This is a genomic window from Litorerythrobacter xanthomarinus, from assembly GCF_046254955.1.
Taxonomy (GTDB): domain Bacteria; phylum Pseudomonadota; class Alphaproteobacteria; order Sphingomonadales; family Sphingomonadaceae; genus Qipengyuania_C.
Window position 1 is genome coordinate 1,274,454 of record NZ_JBJXRG010000001.1, and the last position, 19,493, is coordinate 1,293,946.

Here is a 19,493-nt window from a genome sequence, read left to right on the forward strand (position 1 = left end):
AGACGCGCGCGGCGGCTTGAGGCATGAGAACCGGTCATGTGGCGCCTGCACCATTTCCCGCTTTGTCCGTTCAGCCGCAAGCTGCGCATCCTGATGGGCGAAAAGGGCGTTGCCTTCGAATTGCAACGCGAAAATCCGTGGGAAGGCAACGAGGACTTTCTCGCGCTCAATCCGGCGGGACGTACGCCGGTTCTGCATGATCCCGACAAGCGAATCGTGCTTTGCGATAGCCAGGCGATGTGCGAATTCTTCGAAGAGACGGTCGAACGCGTGCCGATGATAAACGGCACGGCAGTCCAGCGTGCTGAAATCCGCCGGCTTACCGCACTGTTCGACGAGAATTTCTTCTTCGATGTTACCGCGCCGCTCCTGCACGAGCGGATGAAGAAGCGGATCGTGCTGCGCCAGCCGCCGGATTCGCGCGCGCTGCGTGAGGCTATGAAGATGGCGCACGGCCATCTCGACTATATCGACTGGTTGATCGACAACCGCCCCTGGCTGGCGGGCTCGACGATGAGCTTGGCCGACCTGGCTGCGGCAGCGCAGATCTCGGTTGCCGACTATCTCGGCGGGATCGACTGGAAGGGCCACGAACAGACGCGGGGCTGGTATTCGGTGTTCAAGAGTCGCCCGAGCTTCCGGCCTCTGCTGACCGAGCGGATGGAAGTGGTGCAGCCCCCGGCGCACTATGCCGAGATCGACGTATAGGATTTTGGCGGCACGGCCCCATATATCGGGCAAGGAGATTTCGATGTCGAAAGCAAAGAAGATCAGTGACGCCGATTGGCGCGAGAAGCTCACGCCGGAGCAGTACCATGTGTTGCGTGAAGCGGGGACAGAGCGCGCCTTCACCGGTCAGTATGACAAACACTATGACGACGGCGAATATCGGTGCGCCGGATGCGGCACACTGCTGTTCGCCAGCGATGCAAAGTACAACAGCGGTTGCGGCTGGCCCGCTTTCACCAAGCCTGCCGAGGGCGAAGCGATTACTGAGCACCGCGATACCTCGCATGGCATGATCCGCACCGAAGTGGTCTGTGCGAATTGCGATGGCCATCTCGGCCATGTTTTTCCCGACGGACCATCCGAGGCCGGCGGCCTGCGCTACTGTATCAACAGCGCCTCGCTCGATTTCAAACCAGAGGATTGATCGCGCTAGACCGTTCACGCGCGGTTACAACTCGCCTATGCACCGCAGTTCCGGATTACGGATGAGGCAAGGTGGCTAACAGGCGTCGTAAGATAACCAAGCGCGGTGGGCGCAGGCGCGAAGCCGATACCAAGGCGCGCAAGCGTGATAAGCGCGAGCGCGGCTGGCCCGGCCGGCTGAAGCGTCTTGCGCTTTGGACCGGCGTTTTGGCGGTACTCGGTGCCATCTGTCTTGGGCTGGCGGTCACCTTCGCGATGCGGTCGCTTCCGGGATACCACCAGTTAAAAGCGACGCAGGTCGGGCAGACGATTGTCGTGCGCGCAAGGGACGGCACCGAAATCGTCGAACTCGGACCGAGCTATGGCAGGTGGCTCGATTACAACGAGATCCCGCAGGTAATGAAGGATGCAATGATCTCGGTCGAGGATCGCCGATTCTATTCGCATTTCGGCGTCGATCCCATCGGACTGTCGCGCGCGGTTGTTGTTTGGGTGACAGGGGACCGGCGCCTGGGCGCAACTTCCACCATCACCCAGCAGCTGGCACGAAACCTTTTCCTCAATTCCAACCGGACGATCGACCGCAAGGCGCGCGAGGCGCTGCTGGCGATGGCGATGGAGATGAAGTTTTCCAAGGAGCAGATCCTCGAGCTTTATCTCAATAAGGTCTATTTCGGGGGCGGGGCCTATGGTGTCGATAGCGCAAGCAGGCGCTTCTTCAGTCATCCCGCCACCGAGCTCTCGACAGCCGAGGCTGCGATCATTGCCGGTCTGGTCAAGGCGCCTTCGCGATATGCGCCGACTGCCGATGTCGATGCTGCCGTCGGGCGGGCAAGCGTTGTCCTGCGCCTTATGCGCGAGCAGGGACGGATCTCTCCAAGCGAAGCGGCGGTGGACATTTCCGCGGTCAATCTGAAGGAGGAGGTATCGCAGAATTCAGTCCGTTACTTCACCGACTATGTCTTGCCGCAGCTTGATCTGCTGCTGCCCGAAACTTTCGAGCCGATCGAAGTGTGGACGACGCTCGATGTCGGCATGCAGCGCGCGGCGACCGCAGCGATCCAGGCCAATACTCCCGATGGGGCACAGGGTGCGCTGGTCAGTCTCGACCGCGATGGGGCAATTCTCGCGCTGGTGGGCGGGACCGACTACGTCGAAACCAACTACAACCGCGCGACCAACGCCCTGCGTCAGCCGGGTTCGGCCTGGAAGTTGTTCGTTTATCTGGCGGCGTTGGAATCAGGTTACACGCCCGACGACCTTGTGGTCGATACGCCGGTCACGATCGACGGATGGAGCCCGCGGAATTCCAACGGGCAGTATGCGGGCGAAATCGATGTCCGCAGCGCTTTTGCCTATTCAAAAAACACGGTGGCCGCGCAGCTCGGCAACGAAGTGGGTTTCGGCACCGTCGCGTCAATGGCCAAGCGCTTCGGCATTACCACCTCCATATCGACCTTTCCCGCCATGGTGCTGGGCAGCTCCGAAGTCCGCGTGATCGACATGACCCGCGCGTTTGCGGCGGTTTCGGCCAAGGGCCAGTCGGTTGAGCCTTACGGGATCGTCAAGGTCACTGCAGCCGACGGCACAGAGCTTTATCGTCAACCGCGTAGAACCGCGAAAGCACTGGTGCCCGACTACGTAGCGGCCGGGATTACCGACCTGCTCCAGACCACCGTCAATACCGGCACCGGTCGCGCGGCGCAGATCGGCAGGCCCGTAGCAGGTAAGACGGGCACCACCAATTCAAACAAGGATGGCTGGTTCCTTGGCTTCTCTTCGGGGATTACCACCGGCGTGTGGATGGGGCGCGACGATGCCCGCGCGGTACGCGGATTGCAGGGCGGCACCGCGCCAGCCCGGGCTTTTGCCGCCTTCATGCGTCATGCCGTGAAAGATCGTCCGGTTGAGGAATTCGATACCGAAGTAAAACTGCCCGAATGGCAGCTGGAGCCCGATGACGAATATCTCTTCGGTGAGCCCGACGATTATTACTTCATCGATGAGCAAGGCAATTTGATCGAACCAGGCGGAAGCCGCGAGCCAGGCTCGCTGCCATTCCCCGTCGAAGGCGAGCAGGCGCCGGGGACGATCGTCGACCCGACCGGCGCGATCAGGCCTGCACCGGCACCCGCGCCGCGCGCAGTGGATGAGAATTTCCTCGATGAAGCGACCCGCAGTGCGCCCCGGCAAACGCAGGGTGCTGCGCTGAGGCGAGAAGATGCGCCGCGCTCCCGGCAGGAACGCGGCGTCAGGGTTATCGAAATTCCCCAGAACTAGCCGGGCTGGCGAGGACTAGCGCAACCGGATCGGAATGTATTGCGCAGCGCCGCCGCGACGCTGGACGCGCAGCAATATCGCGTCACGATCATCGCTGTCGGCCGCCCGGATCGCATCCTCTAGAGCTGGGATCGACCCCGTTTCGCGGTAGTCGGCACTCAGGATGATATCGCCCCGGCGCAGCCCCTTGCGGCCCGCATCGGCATTCGGATCGACCGCACCGATCACGACACCCACGGTATCCGTATCAGCGCCCAGTTGGCGTGCGATGTCCGGTGTAAGTTCCAGCACCTGGAGGCCGGCACGTTCCTCGATGATCGTGCTCGAATCGCCTTCCGGCTCCTCTGGTTCCGCATCGGGATCGAACATCTGCGACTGGCGCATCTCTTCCGCGCTCGGACGGCGACCGACAGTAGCCGTGACCGTCCGGCGCTCGCCATCACGGTACAGCTCGATCGGGATACGCGAACCCGGAGGGGTGTTTGCAATCAGGTAGGACAGCGTTTGCTCCGAAGTGACCGTCTGGTTGTTGACTTCCACGACCACGTCGCCGGCCTGGATCCCGGCGCGATCTGCTGCGCCGTCGGGTTCGACCATCTGCACGAATTCACCGCTGCTGCGTTCTAGCCCGAGAGCATCTGCCAGGTCGTCGTTGACCGGCTGGATGCGCACGCCAAGGTAACCGCGCTCGATTTCTTCGCCGCGCCGCAATTGTTCAACGATCGGGGCTGCGATCTCTGCCGGGATGGCAAAGCCGATCCCGACGCTGCCGCCCGAAGGTGAGAAGATCGCATTGTTAATGCCGATCACATTGCCTTGCATGTCGAACAGCGGGCCGCCCGAATTACCGCGATTGATCGCCGCATCGGTCTGGATATAGCGGTCATAGGCGCCGCCCTGGCCGGTATTACGGAGCACCGCGGAGACGATCCCGCTGGTCACAGTTCCGCCCAGGCCAAAGGGATTGCCGATCGCAACCACCCAGTCGCCCGCGCGCGCCTGGCTCGAATCGCCGAATTCGACGAAGGGGAAGGCCTCGCGGCGATTGACCTTCAGCACTGCGAGATCGGAATCGGCGTCTGCACCGACCAGCGTGGCATCATACTCTGTCCCATCGGGCAGGGTGACGGTGATTTCCTCTACCGTACCGCGACCGGTCGGGCTGACGACGTGATTGTTGGTCACGACATATCCGTCCGACGAAATGAAGAAGCCCGAGCCGAGCGATTGCGCTTCGCGTGTCTGCGGCTGCTGCGGTTGGCGATTGCGCCGATTGAAGAAGTTCTCAAAGGGAGTCCCGGCGAAGGGATTTGAGTTGGTCTGGACTTCGATCCGTTGGCGGGTCGAAATATTGACCACTGCCGGCTGAAGCGCCTGTGTCAGGTCGGCAAAGCTTGCCGGAGCGCCGGCGCGAGGCACTACCGACGAGATACGCGCATCGTCATTCTGGGCGACTTGAGCGCCGGCCGGATATCCGGTGGTGAGAGTGATAGCCGCGCCGCCCACCAGCAGCGCCGATGTCAATCCATATACATATCGCACGAGTAAGGCTTCCTTCCGAGTGTTCTGGTTACTGACGTGCAGTCCACAATTCTGCCCGCTGATACAGCGCCCGGGCGCTTAACGGGCTTTGAACGACACTTGTAATTGTCGTGTCGGTTGCGGATTAGCGACCCCCGCGGAACTGACGCAGATATTCATTGTCAGGCGACAAGATTACCGAGCTTTCTCCCACGTTTTCAGCATTCTCGCCTGCGCGAGCGGGGCCGAAGGTACGGCGATAGCTCTCCATTGCGCGGAAGAAATCGTAGAAGCCCGGATCCTTGTTATAGGCGTCGGCGTAAATCTCTGCCGCTTCGGCTTCCGCTTCCGCGCGAATAATCTGCGCATCGCGGCGACCACCGGCACGGATCGTTTCGGCTTCCTCTTGCCGTTCCGATTCCATCCGCGTGAACGCTGCTTGCAGCGGCGTTCCCTGCGGCAAGTCGGCGCGCTTGATCCGCACGTCGAGTACCTGCGCGCCGTACTGGCGAGCCTGCGTATCAAGCGCATCGCGGATGTTGTTCATTGCATTCCCGCGTTCAGCTGTGAGCAGCGAAGCGAAAGTGCGGCGACCCAGTTCCTGCCTCAAGACTGAGGTGAGGATCTGTGCCAGCTGTCCGCGCAGCAAATCTTCGCTGCCTACACGTTCGACGAACAGCACCGGATCGTAAATCCTGAAGCGGGCATAGGCGTCCACTTCGAGGCGCTGCTGGTCGTTCGAGAGCACGGTTTCGCGCTCCATGTCGAGATCGAGAATGCGTCGGTCGACAGTCTGGATCCGCTCGATAATCGGAATGCGATACCACAGGCCTGCGCCGGTGCTCCCGAACGGCTCGTTCGGCTCGAAACGATTGATCACGGCTACCGGTTCACCGGTACGGATCTTCACCGCCTGATGCGTTTCGGGAATGATCACCACCGTGCTGAGCGCGACGAGCACCAGCGCGAAAAGTGCGATGATCGACATCTTGTGCGTTTGCCAGATATTGCTCATCTCAACGGTTCCCCTGCGGAGTGGCGGGAGCGGGCGAAAGTCCGGCATCTACCGACCGCCGCCGCACTTCGGGCAGCGGCAGGTACGGGGTAACACCGCCCGCTTCGATCACGGTCTTGTCGGTTCCCCGCAGCACACTCTCCATTGTTTCGTAATAGAGCCTGCGCCGCGTCACTTCGGGCGCGAGACGATATTGCGAATAGATTTCGTTGAACTCGGCCGCGCTACCTTGCGCCTGCGCAAGGAGCTGCTGCTCATAGCGCCGCGCCTGGTTAAGCTCGCGCTCGGCATCCTGACGCGCGGCAAGCACGTCGTTGAACGCGGCAATAACTTGCTCGGGCGCTTCTGTCCGGGCGATTTCGACACCCTGGACCGCGATGCCTGCGCCATATGCGTCGAGGATTGCCTGCATGCGTGCGCGGACTCTCGCCTCGACCTGTTCACGGCCGGCACCCGAAAGCACCCGGTCAAGATCGGTTTCAGCGATCGATTCGCGCATCGCGGATTCGGCGACTTCGCGCACCGCTTCCGCCGGATCGGGCAGCTCGAACTTGTATGCCACAAGATCGCTGATGTTCCAGCGCACGATGTAGGACAGGTCGACGAGGTTCTGGTCGCCAGTCAGGATCAGGTTTTCGCCATTCGAGCCGATTTCTTCGAGCCGGATCTCGCTCACATCCATCACGTCTACGGTCTGGATCGGGAAAGGCATTGTCCAGTTCGTACCCGGGTTCATCGTGCTCGAATACTTGCCCCCCAACCAGGTGACGACGCCTTGTTCGCGCGGCTGGACGAAGTGGATGCTGGAAAAACCGATCCAGATCAGCGCAAGCGCGCCCAGCGCCACGGGAAACCAGCTCTTGCCGCCGGGCCGCTGGGGAAAATTGAAATTGGGACCGCCGGGGCCGCCGCGGCGAGGACCTTCAGGCCCGCGATGCTTGAAGATGTCTTCGATATTGGCCGAACGGCGCGGCTTTCCATCATTGCCGCCGCCACCAGGGAGCCAGGGATTGCGCGGACCGTCGGAACCGCCGGCGGGCTCTGATGGCGTGTCGCCATCCCCGCCGTCACCTCCATCGCCGCTGCCATTACCACCGCCCGCCGAGGGCTTGCCCCAGGGGTTTCGCTTGCCCGCCATGGCGAGTCCGATCGACCGTCCGATCCCGTTAAAAATCCTCATGCAACCTTTATAGGAACCGCGCAGCGGAAAAACAGTGCCAAACGAAAATCTTGGGGGTTGTGCTGGCGAAATTGGTGCTAGGAGGCGCGCAGCATGGATCAGGACGCTCTGATATCGCGGCTCCCCGCCTCAATCGCATCGCGTGTTCGCTCTGCCAAGCTGGCAGATGGCGTGGCTACATTGGTGCTCGACGTGAGCGGGCTCGATGCGAGCAAGCGCGGGGAACTTGAAGAAGCGGTTCGCGACATTCTTGGTCAGTTGGACGAAATAGCGGAAGTACGCGTGGCGATGACCGCCGAGAAAGTCCAGCGCCGCATCGTTGCCATCGGATCGGGCAAGGGCGGGGTCGGGAAATCGACCCTAACCGCCAATCTGGCGGTGGCATTGCACCGGATGGGCCGCAAGGTCGGCGTGGTCGACGCCGACATATATGGCCCTTCGCAGCCTACGCTGCTCGACAATCAGGGCGAGCGACCGCAGGCCGAAGAACAGAAACTCATTCCTGTCCAGAGCCCCCACGGCATCCCGGTGCTTTCGATGGGACACCTGGTCGAGCCGGGCAAGGCGATCGCATGGCGGGGGCCGATGGCAGGAAACGCGCTCGGACAATTGATCGATGCCCATTGGGGCGAAGTCGATACCTTGCTGGTCGATCTGCCGCCGGGCACCGGTGATGTGCAGCTTTCGATGCTGCAGAAGCACAAGCCTGCTGGCGCGGTGATCGTCTCGACTCCGCAAGATCTGGCATTGATCGACGCCCAGCGCGCAGCCCAGCTGTTCGATGCAGCCGGTGTCCCGCTGATCGGCCTGGTCGAGAACATGGCAGGTTATGTCTGCCCGAACTGCGGTGAAATCAGCGATCCTTTTGGTCAGGGCGGTGTCGAAGCCGCTGCCAAAGCGATGGATGTCCCTTTCATGGGCCGCATTCCGCTGAACATGGCGATCCGCGAAGCGAGTGATGGCGGCACGCCGCCCGCAACGCGCGACGATGACACGAGCGCTCCCTTCAGACAGATAGCAGAGCAGCTGGCGGCATGGCTCGACGCCTAGACATTCCTGCCCTGCGCAAAAGAGTTGCGGGTTGGGTCGGCGCGCAGAGGAAACGTCTGGGCGAGCGCGAATTGCCCGCCGCCTTGCGGGAGCTCCCCAAACCGAATTTGCCTGATATCACAGTGAGCAGGCGCGGGCTGATCGCAGGCGTTGCTGCCGGCGGGGGCTTGCTGGTCGCCTGGTCATTGCTGCCGCGCAGCTTTGCGCCAACGCTCGAGCCGGGAAGGGGAGAGCACGCTTTCAACGCCTGGCTCAAGATCGGCGAGGACGGGGTCGTTACCGTCGCGGTGCCGCAGCTGGAAATGGGCCAGGGTGTCACCACTATACTGCCGCAGATCATTGCGGTGGAACTCGGCGCGGACTGGCGCCAGATCGCGGTCGAGCCGGTCCCGCCTTCGGGTGCCTATCCCAACATACCGCTCGCAAGCAAATGGTCACAGCTGTGGCACGGCATGTTGCCCAATATCGGTGAAGGCCTGGAAGACTATCGCGCGCGCCGGTTTGCCGAGAGCGAGCGCTTCAACCTGACTGCCGATGGGACTTCGCTTGAAGCCTATGAAGGGCCTTGCCGGTTGGCCGCCGCCACGGCGCGGGGAATGCTGGCCGAAGCTGCGGCAGAGCGGTGGGATGTGGCGCCCGAGGAATGCGTGGTCAGCGCCGGGTTCGTGACCCATGGCGAGCGACGCGCCAGTTTTGGCGAGCTGGTAAGCGAAGCCGCGCTGCTTGATCCGCCCGATCCGCCGCCTTTGCGTCCAACCGCTTTTTCCGAAGAGCCGCTGCCCGGAGAAGGTGAAGGCGAGTCCGCTTTTCCGCGGCTGGACTTGCCGGCCAAGGTCGGCGGGAACTTGCTGTTCGCCGGAGATATCCGGCTTCCCGACATGGTCTATGCCGCGATCCGTCATGCACCGCATGGCGACAGCGAGCTGGTCGATTTCGATGCCAATACTGCGGCGAGTACGGAAGGTTTTGTAGGAGCCGTGAAGGCCAAGCGCTGGCTCGCCGCCGTTGGCAACAGCTGGTGGAGCGCAAATCTTGCGCTCGATGCGATGCGCCCGCGTTTCCGGTCACTGCAGCCGGTGGATTCGGTGGCGATGGAATCGCGCTTGAGCCAAGCCATCGAGACAGGCGAAGCGAGCCGGGTGAGTGAGCGGGGCGAGCCCGATGAGTTGCTCGTCACACCGAGCATGGCTGCGCGCTACGATGTGCATCCCGCGCTGCATGCGCCGCTGGAAACGGCCAGCGCGACCGCGCGGCTGGTCGATGGACGGCTGGAGCTGTGGATTGCCTCACAGGCACCCGAGCAGGCCCGCATTGCTGCGGGCCGTGCGATTGGTCTCTCCCCCGAAGATGTCGTGCTTTACCCGGTGGCCGCAGGCGGCAGTTTCGACAGGCGGCTGGAGAATGACCATGCGATCGAGGTCGCGATCCTTTCGCAGGAGATCGGCCGTCCTGTCCAGCTGACTTGGTCTCGCTGGCAGGAACATCTCATGACACGCCCCAGCCCGCCGGTCGCGGCGCGTTTGAGCGCGAATGTGATTGAGGGAGAGGGAGCCATTTCCGCATGGCAGGCCCGGCTCGCACTTCCGCCCGTGATGCATGAATTCGGCGAGCGGTTATTCGACAATGCTACTGCAGTCGCCGCAATCGAGCGCAGCGAAGGCAAGGCCGATCCGCTCGCCTGCGAAGGCGCGTTCCCGATCTATGACATCCCTCATGTCGCGCTTGACCATGTGCCGCTGTCTCTGCCGCTCGCCGCCGGACGCATGCGCGGCAACGCGCATCGTTACACTGCTTTCTTCACCGAGAGCTTCATCGACGAGATCGCTGCAAGGCATGGCAAGGAGCGGCTGTCGTACCGCATCAGCATGCTTGCCGGAGACACACGGATGGTGGGCTGCTTGCGCCGAACCGCCGCGATCGCCGGATGGGAAGGCGGCAATGTCGGCCAGGGCGGGCAGGGCCTCGCCTGCCACCGGATCGGCAGTCGTGAGGCGGGAGGGCGCATTGCTTGCATTGCCGAAGCGCGCATGGGTGAAGGCGGGATCGTGGTCGACCGGCTGACGGCGGCGGTCGATATCGGGCGGATCGTTAATTTGGATATCGCGCGCCAGCAGATCGAAGGCGGCCTGTTGTTCGGACTCTCGCTCGCGCTGGCGCCGAAGCTCGACTACGAACGTGGCTTGCCTGGTGTCAGGCGCCTGTCAGATATGCGTATCCCGAGGCTGGCGCAGTGCCCCGAGATTACGGTCGATTTCCTCTCGAGCGATGAGCCCGCGGCTGATCCGGGAGAACTGGGCGTGGCGGTGGTCGCACCGGCACTTGCCAATGCCATCTATGCAGCGACAGGGAATCGCTATCGTACGCTTCCGCTGCTAGCGGGCGATCCAGTATGACTTGGCAAGATCAACAACTCCCCGCCCAGCACCCGCCGGTTCGCAGCGGGAAGGTCGGCCTGCTGCTGGTCAATCTTGGCACTCCCGATGCGCCAGAGCCCGGGGCAGTGAAGCGTTACCTCAAGCAATTCCTGTCCGACCGGCGGGTGGTGGAGATCCCGCCGATTGCGTGGCAACCGATCCTGCGAGGCATCATTCTCAACACGCGGCCGAAGAAGTCCGCGCATGCCTACGCCCAGGTGTGGAGCGATGAGGGCTCGCCGCTGGCGGTCATAACGCGCAAGCAGGCTGAGGGGTTGCAACAGTTACTGGGTGAAGGCGTCGAGGTCGATTGGGCGATGCGCTACGGCTTTCCCTCGATCGAAGCGCTGCTGAAGATTATGCATGGGAATGGCTGCGATCGCATCCTCGTCGCCCCGCTCTATCCGCAATATTCGAGTGCCACGACCGCAACGGTTGTCGATGAGGTGGGCCGCGTGCTGGCCGATATGCGCTGGCAGCCTGCATTGCGGTACCTCCCGCCCTATCATGACGATCCGGCCTATATAGACGCGCTGGCCAAGAACATCGGCAGCCAGCTTGATGGGTTGTCTTTTGAGCCGGAAGTGCTGCTGCTGAGCTTCCATGGCATGCCGCAGCGCACGCTCGAGCTTGGGGATCCCTATCACTGCCATTGCCAGAAAACCGCGCGCTTGCTGGAAGAACTGCTGGGCCGCTCCGGATTGCGCATCGAAACAACCTTTCAGAGCCGCTTTGGCCGAGCCAAATGGCTGGAGCCTGCCACCGATACAACTCTGATTGCGGAAGCCGAGCGGGGGACCCGCAGGCTCGCGGTGGCAACCCCCGGCTTTTCCGCCGATTGCCTCGAAACGCTCGAAGAGATCGCCATCCAGGGCAAGGAGCAGTTTTGCGAGGCGGGCGGAACCGATTTCGCCGCGCTGGCTTGTCTCAACGACTCCGATCCCGGCATGCAAATGCTCGAACAGATCATGCGCAGGGAACTTGCGGGCTGGATTTGACGTAACGAATTACTTACATTGAAGTAAGTAAAGGAAAATCGATGGCCACACTTGCAGCACATTCGCCGGTTGAAGCGCAGCCGGCCCACTGGACCGAGGGCAATCCCAGCGAAGCTGACCTCGCGCACATCCCGGGCGAGGCCGGGCTGCCGATCGTCGGCAATACCTTCAAGATGCTGGCCGATCCGCATGCCATGGCCCGCCGCATGGTCGAGACCTACGGCCCGGTCTACAAGAACCGCGCTTTTGGCGGGTGGAATGTCGCGCTGATCGGAGCCGATGCGAACGAGCTCGTTCTGTTTGACAGACAGAAGCTTTTTTCGTCCGAGCAGGGATGGGGGCCGATCCTCGACCAGCTTTTCCCGCGCGGATTGATGCTGATGGATTTTGACCATCACCGCGCCGATCGCCGCGCGCTATCGATTGCTTTCAAGCCCGAACCGATGCGCCACTATTCCGGCGCGCTCAACCGCGGGATCGGGAAGGAAGTGGCGAACTGGGCAGGCGAAATGCTGTTCTATCCCAAGATCAAGCAACTCACGCTCGATCTTGCCGCAGACAGCTTCATCGGCATTCCGTGGGGTCCCGAAGCTGACCGGATCAACGAAGCCTTCGTCGATATGGTGCAGGCCTCGGTCGCGCCCGTTCGCAAGCCTCTGCCGTTCACGCTGATGCGCAAGGGAGTCAAAGGCCGCGAGTTCCTGGTCGACTTTTTTACGCAGGAAACGCACAAGCGCCGCGAAGCAGGCGGCGGGCAGGATATGTTCAGCCAGTTCGCTAACGCCACGCATGAGGATGGCTCGTTGTTGGCGGTGGACGAAGTCGTCGATCACATGAACTTCCTGATGATGGCCGCGCATGACACAATCACTTCCAGCGCGACCTCGCTGGTCTGGCTGCTGGCGAAGAACCCCGAATGGCAGGGCAAGCTGCGTGACGAAATCATCGCCGTGACTGGCGGCCCGGATGCCCAGGGCAGGCCGCGTGATCTGGTTTACGAGGACCTGGGCAAGCTCGATCTCACCGAAATGGCTTTCAAGGAAGCACTGCGGATGGTGCCGCCGGTGCCCTCAACCCCGCGCCGCGCGCTGCGCGAGTTCGAATATGGCGGTTACCGCATTCCGGCCGGCACTCCGGTGGGCATCAACGCGCATTACGTCCATCATTCCGAAGAGCACTGGGAGGATCCTTACACCTTTGATCCGATGCGCTTCACGCCGGAGAAGGTGAAAGCGCGCCATAAATACGCCTGGGTGCCGTTCGGCGGAGGCGCACATATGTGTCTCGGTCTGCACTTCGCCTATATGCAGGTGAAGATCCTGATGGCGCAGCTGCTGCCGCAATACCGGATCGAAATCGCCGAGGGTTATGATCCGCAATGGCAGGCGTGGCCGATTCCCAAGCCGAAAGACGGCCTGAAGGTGGAATTCAAAGCTCTCTAGAAGTCGATCGCGATGCCGTTCTTGACCCAGTCGCCATAACGCGTCGGGCTGAGCTCTTCGTCAAGCTCGGGCGCAGCGGGCTCGGGCGGCGGATCATTGCTCCAGTGCGCGGGCTTCTTGAAGTCCTTGGTCTTGTTCGGCTTGTCTTTTGCCATGGCTATAATGTGGAGCGGGTGGCGCAGGATTGCAATCGCAGATAGGGCGCATTCCTGATGACGCATATTTCCGGTCTTCCCGCGCGGCGCGCGGCCTTGCAGATGCTTGATGCCGTATTGCGGCGCGGGGAAACGCTCGACCAGGCATTTGGCCCGGCCACACGGCAGGTGCGCGGTTTTGCCGACAAGGCTTTGGCGCGCGCGATCGCTGGCGAAGTGCTGCGCTGGCTGGTCGATTTCGATGTTCTGATAGATAGCGCGACTAAGCAGGCGCTGCCGGCCGATGCCAAGCCGCGCATGGTGCTGCGGATGATGTTGGCGCAATGGCTGCGCCTCGATACGCCGCCGCATGCGGTGATCGCAACGGCCCTGCCGCTCTTGTCGGGTGGACCCAAGCGGCTTGCCCATGGTGTGTTTTCGACGCTGACCCGAGGCGAAGTCACCTTGCCGCACAATCCCACGTTGCCGCCTGACGTGGCGGTACGGTGGGGCGAACGCTCGGAAGCGATTGCAGCCGGTCTGGCGCTGCCCCCACCGCTCGACCTGACGCTGCGCGATGCGGGTGAGACACAACGCTGGGCGAACGAACTTTCAGGCGACAGCCTGATGCCTGGCCATGTGCGCATCGCGCGGGGAGCGGGCGTCGAAGGCCTGCCCGGCTTCAAAGATGGCACTTGGTGGGTGCAGGATCTCGCCGCATCGCTCCCGGCGCGTTTGCTCGGAGCGGGCGACGGCAAGCATGTGCTCGATCTGTGCGCAGCGCCCGGCGGCAAGACGCTGCAACTGGCCGCTGCCGGATGGAAGGTGACCGCGCTCGATATGAGCAAGCGGCGCTTGGCGCTGCTGAAAGACAATCTCAAGCGGACGGGGCTTTCTGCCTCACCTGTTCGCGCCGATGCGCTGACCTGGCAGCCCAAGCACCAGTTCGATGCAATACTGCTCGACGCCCCGTGCACCGCCACAGGCACCTGCCGCCGCCATCCCGATGTCATCCACCGGATTGGTCCGCGCCAGATCGAGGAGATGGCCGAGCTTCAGGCCAAGCTGCTCCAACGCGCTCAGGAGTGGCTCAAACCCGGCGGAACGCTCGTCTACGCTGTCTGCTCGCTTGAGGATGAGGAGGGTGCGGAGCAGGCCAGAAAGGTCTCGCTCGCATTGGATCCTATCAAGTCGGAGGACTTGCCTGAAGGTCTTACTCCAACTGCAGAAGGCTGGCTGAGAACCGATCCCGGAATGGCGGCCGAGCATGGCGGTCTCGACGGGTTCTTCATAGCGCGCTGGACGAAGTGAATTCCGGCAACAATTTTTCGCAGGGATGTAACCTCGCTTCGCTGCCGTGCGTATCCTCGTGAAATCAAGTATCGAACCCGAGGGCCAGGGAGGCCTGCCATGAAGAAGATCATCCTGCTTGCAATCACTCACCTGGGAGCAATAGCCATCGGCTTCGCTGCCGGGGTATTCTTTCTTCCCATCCTTACCGCGCCGCCTGCGCCCGAGGCAGCCGAACTCGAAGAGCGCGCCGCTGCCGCGCAATATTCGGCCAAGCTGACCCGCGAGCTGCGCGGTAGTGACGCGCTACATTGGGGCGAGGGCACGATCAGCATCTCCGCAACGTCGATCTCGCATCAGGGTGAATTGGCTCCGGGTCCCGACTACTTCGTCTATCTCACCAAGGAGTTCGTAGAGGATGAAGGCGAGTTCGCCGGGACGAAGAGCGAGGCTGTCCGTGTCGGCGCGGTGAAAAGTTTTGACGGGTTCATTCTCGACATCCCCGAAGGCGTGAACATCGAGGATTACACAACCGTGGTGATCTGGTGCGAAAGCTTCGGCGAATTCATCACCGCGGCGCAGTATCGCGAACTCGCGTCTTCTACGAGTTAGAGCACCTCTGCGCTGTCGGATCTATCAGCCGGTTTCGAAGCGCAGCGTAACTTCCGAACAGTCGCGGTCGAGCTGGCTGACAGTCAAGTGCACTGTGCCGTCTTCCCGCCCGGAAACGGTCAGCGTGAACGGGGTCCCCAACTCGACATAGCGGTTCATCGCCATCTCGCCGCCAGTAATACGGTGCGGAGTCCCGCCCATCAGCAAGGTGAGCATCTGCCGCGCACTTTCAGACAGGTGCGTCGCGTTAACGTGATCGCCTGATCCGCCAATGAATCTGTTTCCCGGCATGAAGCCGTTTTCCTTGGTGATCAGGGCAACCGCCTTTGGCGGCGAGACGTCTGCCAATGGCGACAAGAACCTGCGTTCGCCTTCTTCAAGCGCTAGAGCCTCGCGATTAGCATAGGCGAATGCAGCAGCAATCGCATTCCGCCGCGCCTCTTCCTTTGCCGGCTCGCGCCATTTTTCGAAGTCGCGCGTGCGAAAGACCACACCCTTGCCGCGCATGCGCACAATCAACTGGTCGTCGCAGTCGAACAGGCTCGTTACAAATCCGAAGCTTTCGTCGGTTGCCCGCGCGTATTCTCCGCGCACTGCCTGGCTTACGTCCGGGCTGCCGAATTCCCAATCGGTCCAGACCATCGCGGTCCATTTGTCCTGCTCGATCCGGTCGAGAGCTTGCGAACCTTCGACGGCGGTCCAGTAATTCTGTGTTTGCACCACCGCCGGATGGTGTGGGTGCAATGCCAGCCAAGGCCACATCTCCTGATCCTGCGAGCAAGTGAAGGACACCGTGCCATCAACGGCTACCTTGCGATCGTGCGTATAAATCTTGCCCGGAGCGCTTTGCATCCTGCCACTCTAAGCCCAGACGCGGCTTCGGGACAAGCGGTCGATCAGTCAGCCTTGACCTTGGCCTGGTAGCTCTTGCGCAGCTTGGCAAGCTTGGGCGGGATCGTCGCCAGACAGTAAGGATTGCGCTGGCCTTCGCCTTCCCAATATTCCTGGTGATAGTCCTCTGCCGGATACCACTGGGTCGGCGCCTCGATCGTGGTGACCGCACGCTGCCCGGCGTTTTCCTCGTTCCAGCGAGCAATCGCCGCTTCGGCTTCAGCCTTCTGCACCTCATCGAGTGGAAAGAATGCCGAGCGGTACTGCGTGCCGATGTCGTTGCCCTGCCGGTTGAGCTGGGTCGGATCGTGCGTGCCGAGAAAAATATCGAATACTTCGGCAACCGAGATAACATCAGGATCGAACGTGACACGGATCGCTTCGGCATGGCCGGTGCTGCCCGAACATACCTCGCGGTAGGTCGGATCGGCGGTATGGCCGCCGATATAGCCCGATTCGACTTCGCTTACTCCGATCACATCGCGGAACACCGCCTCGGTGCACCAGAAACATCCGCCTGCGATGATTGCCTGCTGTGTAGTTGCCATTCGTCGAAACTCCTTGTTCGCCGAACAGATAGGTATTCTCGGCGCGCTTGTCATCGCACTGTCATTGCGTCAGGACAGGGGCATCACATTGAAGATAGAGGGACATCTCAAATGAAACAGGCATTTCTGGCATTGGCCGGCATCGCAACGCTGGCCATCGCGACACCCGCAATCGCCGATCATCACGGCGCCGGTGCGCATAGTCTGGAAGACGTGTTGGCGCATGAACGCCGCGATGACGACCGCGCGCGCGATCAATACCGCAACCCGGCTGAAACGCTGGCATTCTTCCAGGTCGAACCCGGCATGACGGTTGTGGAGTGGGGCCCCGGCGGCGGATGGTACACCCGCGTGCTCGCGCCTTACCTGATGCCTGCAGGCAAGTATGTCGCCATCAATGGCAATAGCGAGGGCGGCAACTATCGCGACCGGGCGCAGGAAGCGCGCGCCAAGGGCTGGACCGAGCGGTTCAAGGAAGGCCTTGCCGAGGGTATGGGTGTCGAAGCCGACGCGGTGCATGCCTACGAGATCGACGAAGTGCCTGAGGAAATGAATGGCACGGTCGATCGCGCACTCATCTTCCGCTCGATGCACGGCCTCCATCACAACAATATCGCCGACGATGTGCTCAAGGGCCTGCGCGCGATGCTGAAAGATGACGGGATGGTTGGTGTCGTGCAGCACCGTGCACCCGAAGGCGCGAGCTATGATGACTACGGCGCACGCCAGCGCGGCTATCTGCGCCAGCAGGATGTGGTTGCGATTTTTGAGTCCAATGGTTTCGAGCTCGTTGCCGAAAGCGAAATCAATGCCAATCCGAACGATCCCGCCAACTGGGAAGGCGGCGTATGGACGCTTCCTCCCTCGCTCGGATTTGGTCGCCAGTCAGAAGAAGAGATGGCACGCCATCGTGCAATCGGTGAAAGCGACCGCATGACCTTGTTGTTCCGGAAGCAATCCTGATGAAGCGCTGGCTTATCGCCCCGGTTCTGGCCGGGGCGATGCTGGCGGCCTGTTCGCCCGAGGTTTCGGTTGAGGTCTCGGAGGACACCGAAGAGGCCACTGCCTCGCAGCAAGCAGCGGTCGAAGCCGCGCTGGCTGACAGTGTTACCGGCTGGAACGAAGGCGATATGGATCGTTTTATCGATGTTTACTCGACCGATCCGCAGACCAGCTTCGTCACGGGCAAGGGCCTGATCCGCGGGCGCGACACGATGGCGGATTACTACGCCAAGGGATTCGACTTCGACAATCCAGCCAATCGTGGAACGCTTGCGATCGAAACGCTCGATTTCCGCCCGCTTGGGCCAGACCACGCCCTGCTGATCGGGCGTTTCTCGCTCAACTGGGAAGACAGGGACGAAGCCAGCGGCACAACCACATTGGTCTTCCGGCGCGAAGACGATGGCTGGAAGATGATCGCCGACCACTCAAGCTAGACTCTGCTCCGGCAGCGCAGTAACCGCAGCGCATGACCGTGCTTACTGTCGCCGCACTGCAACTGGAGCTCCATGCACCCGATGAGGCGGTGAATATCGCCGCGGTTTCTGCACTGGTCGAAGAGGCGGCAAGCAAGGGCGCGCAGGTAATCCTGCCGCCCGAGCTTTTCAGTGGTGAGTATTTCTGCCGCGAGGAAGACGAGGCGCTTTTCGCGCTCGCGCGGCCCACGGCGAAGCATCCTTCGGTCACCGCGATGCAGGAACTTGCCGCAAAGCTCGGTGTCGCGATCCCGACCAGCTTTTTCGAGCGGGATGGGCATCACTATTACAACACGCTCGCCATGATCGGGCCCGATGGCAGCATCATGGGCACTTACCGCAAAAGCCATATCCCCGACGGGCCCGGATATGAGGAGAAGTTCTATTTTCGCCCCGGCAATGATGGGTTCAAGGTGTGGGATGTCTTTGACGCCAAGATCGGGATCGGCATCTGCTGGGACCAGTGGTATCCGGAATGCGCGCGCGCGATGGCGCTGATGGGCGCTGAATTGCTGCTATATCCTACTGCCATCGGCTCCGAACCCTATGACGCGGAACTCGACACTAGCCGGATGTGGCGCCGCGCGATGATTGGCCACGCGGTATCGAACTGCATGCCGGTGCTGGCGAGCAACCGGATCGGTCACGAAGGCACACAGGAGGCTGGCAACAGTTTCTACGGCCACAGCTTTATTTGCGACGAATGGGGCGACATGATCGCGGAATTTGGCAGCGAAGAGAGCGGCGTGCTGGTGGCCGAACTCAATCTCGAACGCGCAGCCAAGCACCGCGCCGGCATGGGCTTCTTCCGCGATCGCCGCCCGCAGCTCTATGGCCGGTTGTGCGAGGATATCTGAGCCACACCTATCTCATCGCGCTCGGGAGCAATATGCGCACGGCGCGCGATGGCTCGCCCCGCAAAGTCTTGGCCAGCGCGATCGAAGTACTGGAAGACTTGGGCCTGTTTTTTCGCGCCGTCTCGGACGTGATAGACACGGCGCCAATCGGCCCTTCGCAGCGCCGCTACGCCAATGCGGTTGCGGTGATCGAGACCAAACGCGATCCGGAGGAGCTGCTCGGCCTGTTGCGCGCCACAGAGGACGTGTTCGGTCGACAGCGCCGCGGCCAGCGCTGGCGCGCCCGTCCGCTCGATCTTGATATCGTGCTGTGGGATGAGGGGATCTGGGCATCGCCGCAGCTGCAGATTCCGCATCCCCGCTTCCGCGAACGCGACTTCGTGCTTGGCCCCGCTTCGCAAATTGCAGGCGACTGGCGCGATCCTGTGAGCGGGTTCTCGCTCCGGCAGCTCAATGCCCGCTTGACCCGCAACCGGCCCATCCCTAGGTGAGCGCGCGGATACCGAATGTCCCATGGGGGCCCTTAGCTCAGTCGGTAGAGCAACTGACTTTTAATCAGTAGGTCGCTGGTTCGAACCCAGCAGGGCTCACCACACAGTTCGCAATATCCGAGCGATCTGACTGCTCTGCG

General features: G+C 61.8%; 19 protein-coding genes and 1 tRNA gene. 14 read left to right on the top strand and 6 right to left on the bottom strand.

Annotated features, from left to right (window positions below):
* Window positions 1-36 precede the first annotated feature (36 nt).
* The 3 genes from ACEWMW_RS06460 (at window position 37) to ACEWMW_RS06470 (ending at window position 3,432) form a co-directional block, all read left to right on the top strand.
* Window positions 37-708, top strand: a complete 672-nt coding sequence (locus ACEWMW_RS06460) for a glutathione S-transferase family protein (protein WP_409413073.1) — start codon at window positions 37-39, stop codon at window positions 706-708.
* A 43-nt stretch (window positions 709-751) separates the two neighbouring features.
* Window positions 752-1,153 carry a peptide-methionine (R)-S-oxide reductase MsrB gene (msrB, locus tag ACEWMW_RS06465; RefSeq protein WP_409413074.1) on the top strand — a complete coding sequence of 134 codons (402 nt, stop codon included), beginning with the start codon at window positions 752-754 and terminating at the stop codon, window positions 1,151-1,153.
* A gap of 92 nt (window positions 1,154-1,245) precedes the next feature.
* Window positions 1,246-3,432, top strand: coding sequence for a transglycosylase domain-containing protein (locus tag ACEWMW_RS06470; protein WP_409413615.1), 2,187 nt, complete (start codon window positions 1,246-1,248; stop codon window positions 3,430-3,432).
* A 15-nt stretch (window positions 3,433-3,447) separates the two neighbouring features.
* Here the strand turns inward: ACEWMW_RS06470 and ACEWMW_RS06475 are convergent, their stop codons facing one another.
* The 3 genes from ACEWMW_RS06475 to hflK all read right to left on the bottom strand — a co-directional run bounded on the left by ACEWMW_RS06475 (window position 3,448) and on the right by hflK (window position 7,148).
* The gene (locus ACEWMW_RS06475; RefSeq protein ID WP_409413075.1) at window positions 3,448-4,974 is read right to left on the bottom strand and encodes a Do family serine endopeptidase; all 1,527 of its coding nucleotides are present in this window, start codon (window positions 4,972-4,974) and stop codon (window positions 3,448-3,450) included.
* Between the two features lie 124 nt (window positions 4,975-5,098).
* Window positions 5,099-5,968, bottom strand: coding sequence for a protease modulator HflC (gene hflC / locus ACEWMW_RS06480; RefSeq protein ID WP_409413076.1), 870 nt, complete (start codon window positions 5,966-5,968; stop codon window positions 5,099-5,101).
* 1 nt (window position 5,969) lies between these two features.
* Complete coding sequence (hflK, locus tag ACEWMW_RS06485) at window positions 5,970-7,148, bottom strand: protease modulator HflK (protein WP_409413077.1); 1,179 nt, start codon at window positions 7,146-7,148, stop codon at window positions 5,970-5,972.
* A gap of 93 nt (window positions 7,149-7,241) precedes the next feature.
* Between hflK and ACEWMW_RS06490 the strand changes: the two genes are divergently transcribed.
* The 4 genes from ACEWMW_RS06490 to ACEWMW_RS06505 all read left to right on the top strand — a co-directional run bounded on the left by ACEWMW_RS06490 (window position 7,242) and on the right by ACEWMW_RS06505 (window position 13,052).
* Window positions 7,242-8,198: an Mrp/NBP35 family ATP-binding protein gene (locus ACEWMW_RS06490; RefSeq protein ID WP_409413078.1), complete on the top strand. Its 957-nt coding sequence runs from the start codon at window positions 7,242-7,244 to the stop codon at window positions 8,196-8,198.
* A gap of 107 nt (window positions 8,199-8,305) precedes the next feature.
* On the top strand, window positions 8,306-10,591 hold the full coding sequence (locus ACEWMW_RS06495; protein WP_409413079.1) for a molybdopterin cofactor-binding domain-containing protein: 2,286 nt from the start codon (window positions 8,306-8,308) through the stop codon (window positions 10,589-10,591).
* Window positions 10,588-11,610: a ferrochelatase gene (gene hemH, locus ACEWMW_RS06500; protein WP_409413080.1), complete on the top strand. Its 1,023-nt coding sequence runs from the start codon at window positions 10,588-10,590 to the stop codon at window positions 11,608-11,610. The genes ACEWMW_RS06495 and hemH overlap by 4 nt, the downstream gene beginning before the upstream one ends.
* A 41-nt stretch (window positions 11,611-11,651) precedes the next feature.
* Window positions 11,652-13,052 (top strand): cytochrome P450, encoded by a 1,401-nt coding sequence (locus ACEWMW_RS06505; protein WP_409413081.1) that lies wholly within the window; start codon window positions 11,652-11,654, stop codon window positions 13,050-13,052.
* Here the strand turns inward: ACEWMW_RS06505 and ACEWMW_RS06510 are convergent.
* Entirely contained in the window at window positions 13,049-13,207 is a 159-nt protein-coding gene (locus ACEWMW_RS06510) for a DUF1674 domain-containing protein (RefSeq protein WP_409413082.1), read from the bottom strand. The genes ACEWMW_RS06505 and ACEWMW_RS06510 overlap by 4 nt on opposite strands.
* A gap of 57 nt (window positions 13,208-13,264) precedes the next feature.
* On the opposite strand from ACEWMW_RS06510, the gene ACEWMW_RS06515 reads away from it, so the two are divergent.
* On the top strand, window positions 13,265-14,497 hold the full coding sequence (locus ACEWMW_RS06515; protein ID WP_409413083.1) for an RsmB/NOP family class I SAM-dependent RNA methyltransferase: 1,233 nt from the start codon (window positions 13,265-13,267) through the stop codon (window positions 14,495-14,497).
* A 99-nt stretch (window positions 14,498-14,596) separates the two neighbouring features.
* The gene (locus ACEWMW_RS06520) at window positions 14,597-15,088 is read left to right on the top strand and encodes a DM13 domain-containing protein (RefSeq protein ID WP_409413084.1); all 492 of its coding nucleotides are present in this window, start codon (window positions 14,597-14,599) and stop codon (window positions 15,086-15,088) included.
* Window positions 15,089-15,112: 24 nt separating this feature from the next.
* Here ACEWMW_RS06520 and ACEWMW_RS06525 read toward each other — a convergent pair whose 3' ends face one another.
* Window positions 15,113-15,940, bottom strand: coding sequence for a hypothetical protein (locus ACEWMW_RS06525; RefSeq protein WP_409413085.1), 828 nt, complete (start codon window positions 15,938-15,940; stop codon window positions 15,113-15,115).
* A 44-nt stretch (window positions 15,941-15,984) separates the two neighbouring features.
* Window positions 15,985-16,527 (bottom strand): peptide-methionine (S)-S-oxide reductase MsrA, encoded by a 543-nt coding sequence (gene msrA, locus ACEWMW_RS06530; protein WP_409413086.1) that lies wholly within the window; start codon window positions 16,525-16,527, stop codon window positions 15,985-15,987.
* A 111-nt stretch (window positions 16,528-16,638) separates the two neighbouring features.
* On the opposite strand from msrA, the gene ACEWMW_RS06535 reads away from it, so the two are divergent.
* The 5 genes from ACEWMW_RS06535 (at window position 16,639) to ACEWMW_RS06555 (ending at window position 19,455) form a co-directional block, all read left to right on the top strand.
* Window positions 16,639-17,490 (top strand): class I SAM-dependent methyltransferase, encoded by an 852-nt coding sequence (locus ACEWMW_RS06535; RefSeq protein ID WP_409413087.1) that lies wholly within the window; start codon window positions 16,639-16,641, stop codon window positions 17,488-17,490.
* Window positions 17,490-17,966: a YybH family protein gene (locus ACEWMW_RS06540; protein ID WP_409413088.1), complete on the top strand. Its 477-nt coding sequence runs from the start codon at window positions 17,490-17,492 to the stop codon at window positions 17,964-17,966. The genes ACEWMW_RS06535 and ACEWMW_RS06540 overlap by 1 nt, the downstream gene beginning before the upstream one ends.
* Before the next feature lie 32 nt (window positions 17,967-17,998).
* Window positions 17,999-18,862 (top strand): N-carbamoylputrescine amidase, encoded by an 864-nt coding sequence (aguB, locus tag ACEWMW_RS06545; protein ID WP_409413089.1) that lies wholly within the window; start codon window positions 17,999-18,001, stop codon window positions 18,860-18,862.
* Window positions 18,847-19,353, top strand: coding sequence for a 2-amino-4-hydroxy-6-hydroxymethyldihydropteridine diphosphokinase (folK, locus tag ACEWMW_RS06550; RefSeq protein WP_409413090.1), 507 nt, complete (start codon window positions 18,847-18,849; stop codon window positions 19,351-19,353). Before aguB ends, folK begins: the two co-directional genes overlap by 16 nt.
* A gap of 26 nt (window positions 19,354-19,379) precedes the next feature.
* Window positions 19,380-19,455, top strand: a tRNA-Lys gene (locus tag ACEWMW_RS06555).
* The last annotated feature ends 38 nt before the right edge of the window (window positions 19,456-19,493 follow it).